Source organism: Phenylobacterium sp. (assembly GCF_031412415.1).
Lineage (GTDB): Bacteria > Pseudomonadota > Alphaproteobacteria > Caulobacterales > Caulobacteraceae > Phenylobacterium.
The window spans coordinates 1-6,086 of sequence record NZ_JANOCX010000101.1 but is presented as its reverse complement, the minus strand read 5'-3'; the positions used below and the strand labels follow the sequence as shown (position 1 = coordinate 6,086).

Genomic DNA, 6,086 nt, shown 5'->3' with positions numbered 1-6,086 from the left:
GACCGGCACCTCCCTCGACGCCTGCGACATGGCGATCCTGGAGACCGATGGCGAGACGATCGCCGCGTTTGGCCCGGCCGGCGAACGCAAACTGACCGAGGCTGTCCGCGACCTCGCCCTTGAAACCACCCGCCAGGCCCTGCTCTGGGAGCGCGGGACGCCCGAGCCGGCGATCTTCAAGGACCTGGCGCTCGCCGTGGCGCGCGAGCACTTCGACGCCGCCGAGGGATTCCTGGCCGAGCACCGGCTGACCTGGTCCGACATCGACCTGATGGGCATGCACGGCCAGACGGTCCTGCATGAGCGCCCACGGCCCGACCGGGTCGGACGCACGGTTCAGCTGGGTGACGCACAGTGGCTGGCCAACGCGACCGGCGTGCCGGTCGCCTACGACTTCCGCACCGCCGATGTGGCGGCGGGCGGCGAGGGCGCGCCGCTGGCTCCGATCTACCATCTCGCGCGTGCCCGCACCGCGGGCCTAAAGCCGCCCCTGGCGATCCTAAATGTCGGAGGCGTGGCCAACGTCACGTTCTGGTCGGAGACCGGCGACATCGCGGCCTTCGACACCGGGCCCGGCAACGGCATGATCGATCTGCTGGTCCAGGCCCGTGGCGCCGGCCGCTACGACGCCGGCGGCAAGTACGCCAGCGTCGGCAAGGTGGACGACACCGTGCTGCACGGCCTGCTGTCCCATGCCTATTTCAAGGCGCCGCCGCCGAAGTCGCTGGACCGCCACGACTTTCCGATGGCGGCGCTCGACAAGCTCCAACTCGAGGACGCCGCCGCGACCCTGGTCGCCTTCACCGCCGAGGCCGTGAAGTTGGGGTTCAAGCTCATGGGCGGCACGCCCACCGAGCTGGTGGTCTGCGGCGGCGGACGGCACAATCCACAGCTCATGAGGGCTTTCGCCGAGCGGCTGTCGGTCCCGGTGACCACCGCCGAGGATCATGGCTGGCGCGGCGACTCGATCGAGGCCGAGGCCTTCGCCTATCTGGCGGCGCGCACCCTGCGCGACCTGGCGATCTCATATCCAAAGACCACGGGCGTCACCGCGCCCATGACCGGCGGGCGCATCGCCCGACCAACGGCATGAATCGGGGAGAGCTTTCATGTTCAAGGGGTATTGGCTGGCCGGCGCGGCCGCGGTTCTTGCGCTGACCACGGCGGCCCAGGCCGCGCCCGCGCCGCAAGCCTACGACGCCGCGGTCTTCGCCGCCGCGAAGTCTCTGCAGCCCAAGGTCGTCGCCTGGCGCCGGGATATCCACGAGCATCCGGAGCTCAGCAACCGCGAGTTCCGCACGTCCAAGCTGGTCGCCGAGCATCTGAAAAGCCTCGGCTTCGAGGTCCGCACCGGCGTGGCCAAGACCGGGGTCGTGGGCATCCTCAAGGGCGGCAAGCCGGGCAAGGTCGTGGCCCTGCGCGCCGACATGGACGGACTGCCGGTGGCCGAGCGGACGGGCTTGCCCTTCGCCTCGAAAGTGACGTCGGAATACAATGGCCAGACGGTGCCGGTGATGCACGCCTGCGGCCATGACAGCCATGTCGCCATCCTGATGGGCGTGGCCGAGCTGCTCTCGAAGATGAAGGCCGATATCCCCGGCACGGTGGTGTTCATCTTCCAGCCGGCCGAGGAGGGGGCTCCCGCCGGCGAGGAAGGCGGCGCCAAGGTGATGATCGCCGAGGGTGTGCTGGCAAATCCCAAGGTGGACGCCATCTTCGGGCTGCACTCGGTGCCAGGCCCGGTCGGATCGCTGTTCTGGCGTCCTGGCCCGATGATGGCCGCCTCCGACCGTTACGAGATCAAGCTGAAGGGCCGCCAGGCCCACGGCTCGACCCCCTGGGTCGGGATCGACATGGCGTCCATGACCGCCGACATCGTCACCGCCTTCAATCAGATCGCCGCGCGCCAGATCAATGTCTCCAAGACGCCGACGGTGCTGACCGTCGCCACGATCCACGGCGGGGTGCGCAACAACATCATCCCCGAAGACCTGACCATGTCGGGCACCCTGCGCACCTTCGACACCGACATGCGCAAGGACGTGATCGCGCGCGCCGAGAAGGCCGTGGCCTCGATTTCGGAACGCTACGGCGCCAGCGCCACCTTCGAGTGGGGCACGCCCAATCCGGTGACCGAGAACAACCGCGAACTGACCGCGCGCATGAAGCCCACGCTGCAGCGCGCCGCGGAGGGCAAGATCCGCGACGACATCGACTACATCATGGGCGCCGAGGACTTCTCGTACTTCCAGAAGGCGATCCCGGGCTTCTTCTACGACCTGGGCGTCGGCGATCCGAAGGGCGCCAACCACTCGCCGATGTTCGACGTGGACGAGAAGGCCATGGAGACCGGCGTGCGGGCTCAGGCCCTGCTGGCGCTGGACTACCTGAAGGGGTCCTAGATCGGGTCCGCCGCGATCCGCTTGTCGAGGTAGCTGCCCACGTGGCGTTCCACGTCGGGCAGGTTCTCGGCCCAGAAGTGCGTGGCGCCGTCGATGACCTCGTGGTCGATGACGATGCCTTTCTGGGTGCGCAGCTTGGAGACCACGCGCTCGACCTCGACCGGCGGCACCACGGTGTCGGAGCCGCCGTGCAGGATCAGGCCCGAGGCCGGGCAGGGCGCCAGGAAGCTGAAGTCGTACATGTTGGTGGGCGGCGAGACGGAGATGAAGCCGTCCGTCTCCGGGCGGCGCATCAGCAGCTGCATGCCGACCCAGGCGCCGAAGGAATAGCCGGCCACCCAGCACTGGGAGGCGGCGGGGTTTGTGGTCTGCAGCCAGTCCAGCGCCGTGGCGGCGTCCGCCAACTCGCCGATGCCGCTGTCGAACTCGCCCTGGCTGCGGCCCACGCCGCGGAAGTTGAAGCGCAGGGTGGAGAAGCCTCGCTTCATGAACAGGTGGAACAGCTGCACCGCCACCGGGTGGTTCATCTGGCCCCCAGCCTTGGGGTGCGGGTGCAGGATCAGCGCGATGGGCGCGGTGGGGGTCTTACCCGCCGAGTAACGGCCTTCGATACGCCCGGCCGCACCGGTCAGAACCACCTCTGGCATGCTCGTCCTCTCGTCTCGCGCGCCGCCTAATACTTGACTAACGCGCTGGGTCTTCCTAAGTCGCGACCGTCGGCCCAATCCGGCGACAAGTCCCGCTGCAAGGCGGGGCCTGTAACATAGGGGCCGCGCGAAATGCTCGAAAAATCGTGCGGGCCAGCAGGAGCGACATGCGCCTCTCGACCAAGGGACGATATGCGGTGATGGCCATGGCCGACCTGGCGCGCCGCCAGGGCGCGCTGGGCGAGGGCGATCGCGCTGTGGCGCTCTCGGAAATCGCCGCCCGTCAGCAGATCTCCCTGTCCTATCTGGAACAGCTTTTCGCCCGCCTTCGTCGCCGCGGCCTGGTGCGCAGCCTGCGCGGCCCGGGCGGCGGCTATCGCCTGGCGCGCACGCCGGAAGACACCAATATCGCCGACATCGTCTTGGCCGTGGACGAGCCACTGCGCGCCACCCGCTGCAGCGACAAGGGCAAGGGCTGCATGCTGAAAGGCGAGCGTTGCCTCACTCACGACCTGTGGGAGGAGATGGGCCGCCAGCTCGAAACCTATCTCGCCTCGGTCTCCCTGGCCGACGTGGTCACGGGGCGGCTGGGCGCGGCCCAGCCGGCGGCGGCATGACCGGCGTCTATCTCGACTACAACGCCACCGCACCGCTGCGCCCCGAGGCGCTGGAAGCGGTGACCCGCGCCTACGCCCTGGGCGGCAATCCGTCGTCGATTCACGCGGCCGGACGCGCGGCCCGCGCCCTGGTCGAGCAGGCCCGCGACAACATCGCCGCCCTGATCGGCGGGCCGGCCTCCACCGTGGTGTTCACCTCGGGCGGGACCGAGGCCAACGCGCTGGCGGTCGACAGCGCCGTGGCGACAGGTTCGCGCCGCCTGATCCTCAGCGCCATCGAGCATGACAGCGTGCTGGAAACCGCCAAGGTAAGCGGCGCGGCCGTGGAGGTTCTGCCGGTGGGCGCCGACGGGCGGGCCGACCTGGCCTGGCTGGCGAGCCGCCTGGCCGACTGGGACGCGTCCGATGGACGCCCCTTCGTGGCGCTGATGCTGGCCAACAACGAGACCGGCGTCATTCAACCGGTCCGCGAAGCCGCCGAGATCGTCCGCGCGGCCGACGGCTGGCTTCACGTCGACGCCATCCAGGCGGCTGGCAAGATTCCTACCGACAGCCGCGCGATGGGCGCCGACACGCTCACGGTCTCCGCGCACAAGCTGGGTGGGCCGCAAGGCGTGGGCGCGCTGACCTTCGGCCCCCGCGCCACCCTCGTTCGCCGCCAGCACGGCGGCGGGCAGGAGCGGGGACGCCGCGCGGGCACTGAAAACGTGCCCGGCATCGCGGGCTTCGGCGCCGCGGCCTTGGCCGCCCTGCGCGACACCAACGACCAGACCCCGATGCGCGACGCCACGGCCGCGAGTCTGAAGTCGCTGGGGGCCCAGGTGATCGCCGAGACCTCGCCGCGTCTGCCCAACACCCTTTGCATCGCCATGCCCGGCTATCCGTCCGATCTGCAGGTGATGAAGCTGGACCTAGCGGGTTTCATGGTCAGCGCCGGTTCCGCCTGCTCGTCGGGGAAGGTCAAGGCCAGCCACGTGCTCTCGGCCATGGGCCTCGGCGAACTGGCCGAGTGCGCGATCCGCGTGTCGGGCGGCTGGGGTACGACGAAAGACGATTGGGCGGCCTTCGCGGACGCCTGGAGTGAAGCCCGTCACGCCGCGCGCCGCGCGCCTGCCGCGTGAGGAGTTAGATTATGGCCGCCGTCAAACAGACCGTTGATCACGTCGAGAGCCTCGAGAAGTACAAGCACGGCTTCGTCACCGACATCGAACAGGACTTCGCGCCCAAGGGGCTGTCGGCCGACATCGTGCGGTTCATCTCGGCGAAGAAGAACGAGCCCCAGTGGATGCTGGACTGGCGCCTGGACGCCTATGAGCGCTGGCTGGCCATGGACGAGCCGGAGTGGGCCAAGGTCCACTTCCCGCGCATCGACTATCAAGACAGCTACTACTACGCCGCTCCCAAAGAGAAGACCGGGCCTCTGAGCCTGGACGAGGTCGACCCCGACATCCTGGCCACCTACGCCAAGCTCGGCATCCCCCTGCGCGAGCAGGAGGTGCTGGCCGGCGTCGTCGGAGCGCCGCGCTACGCCGTGGACGCCGTGTTCGACAGCGTCTCCGTCGTCACCACCTTCAAGAAGGAGCTGGCTCAGGTCGGGGTGATCTTCTGCTCCATGAGCGAGGCGATCCGCGAGCATCCGGAGTTGGTGAAGAAGTACCTGGGCTCGGTGGTGCCGGTCTCGGACAACTATTACGCCTGCCTGAATGCCGCGGTGTTTTCGGACGGCAGCTTCGTCTACGTGCCGCCCGGCGTTCGCTGTCCCATGGAGCTATCGACCTATTTCCGCATCAATGCGGAGAATTCCGGCCAGTTCGAGCGCACCCTGATCATCGCCGACAAGGGCGCCTACGTCTCCTATCTGGAGGGCTGCACCGCCCCGATGCGCGACGAAAACCAGCTGCACGCCGCCGTGGTGGAGCTGGTCGTCATGGACGACGCCGAGATCAAGTATTCCACGGTCCAGAACTGGTACCCGGGTGACCCCGTCACCGGGAAGGGCGGCATCTACAACTTCGTCACCAAGCGCGCCGACTGCCGGGGCGACCGTTCGAAGGTGTCCTGGACCCAGGTCGAGACCGGTTCGGCCATCACCTGGAAGTACCCCTCCTGCATCCTGCGCGGCGAGGGCTCGGTGGGCGAGTTCTATTCCATCGCCATCACCAACGGCCGCCAGCAGGCCGACACCGGCACCAAGATGATCCACCTGGGCGCCAACACCCGGTCTCGCGTCATCTCCAAGGGGATCAGCGCGGGGCGCTCGTCCAACACCTATCGCGGCCTGGTCTCGGCCCACGCCAAGGCCACGGGGGCGCGGAACTTCACCCAGTGCGACAGCCTGCTCATCGGCAAGGACTGCGCCGCCCACACCGTGCCCTACTTAGAGGCCCGCAACGGTTCGGCCCTGTTCGTGCACGAGGCGA

The 6,086-nt window shown here is 68.5% G+C and carries 6 protein-coding genes; 5 read left to right on the top strand and 1 reads right to left on the bottom strand.

Annotation, left to right across the window (positions count from 1 at the left end):
- Nucleotides 1-1,093, top strand: a 1,093-nt coding sequence (locus tag RMO04_RS05285; RefSeq protein WP_309643745.1) for an anhydro-N-acetylmuramic acid kinase, incomplete at its 5' end; no start/stop codon positions are given.
- 16 nt (nt 1,094-1,109) lie between these two features.
- Nucleotides 1,110-2,402 carry an amidohydrolase gene (locus RMO04_RS05280; protein WP_309643744.1) on the top strand — a complete coding sequence of 431 codons (1,293 nt, stop codon included), beginning with the start codon at nt 1,110-1,112 and terminating at the stop codon, nt 2,400-2,402.
- Here the strand turns inward: RMO04_RS05280 and RMO04_RS05275 are convergent.
- Nucleotides 2,399-3,049, bottom strand: a complete 651-nt coding sequence (locus tag RMO04_RS05275; protein ID WP_309643743.1) for an alpha/beta hydrolase — start codon at nt 3,047-3,049, stop codon at nt 2,399-2,401. The two genes, RMO04_RS05280 and RMO04_RS05275, sit on opposite strands and share 4 nt — an antisense overlap.
- Nucleotides 3,050-3,216: 167 nt before the next feature.
- Between RMO04_RS05275 and RMO04_RS05270 the strand changes: the two genes are divergently transcribed.
- The 3 genes from RMO04_RS05270 to sufB all read left to right on the top strand — a co-directional run.
- On the top strand, nt 3,217-3,666 hold the full coding sequence (locus tag RMO04_RS05270) for an Rrf2 family transcriptional regulator (RefSeq protein WP_309643742.1): 450 nt from the start codon (nt 3,217-3,219) through the stop codon (nt 3,664-3,666).
- On the top strand, nt 3,663-4,787 hold the full coding sequence (locus RMO04_RS05265; RefSeq protein ID WP_309643741.1) for a cysteine desulfurase family protein: 1,125 nt from the start codon (nt 3,663-3,665) through the stop codon (nt 4,785-4,787). Before RMO04_RS05270 ends, RMO04_RS05265 begins: the two co-directional genes overlap by 4 nt.
- Before the next feature lie 11 nt (nt 4,788-4,798).
- On the top strand, nt 4,799-6,086 hold a 1,288-nt coding region (gene sufB / locus RMO04_RS05260; protein ID WP_309643740.1), incomplete at its 3' end, for a Fe-S cluster assembly protein SufB.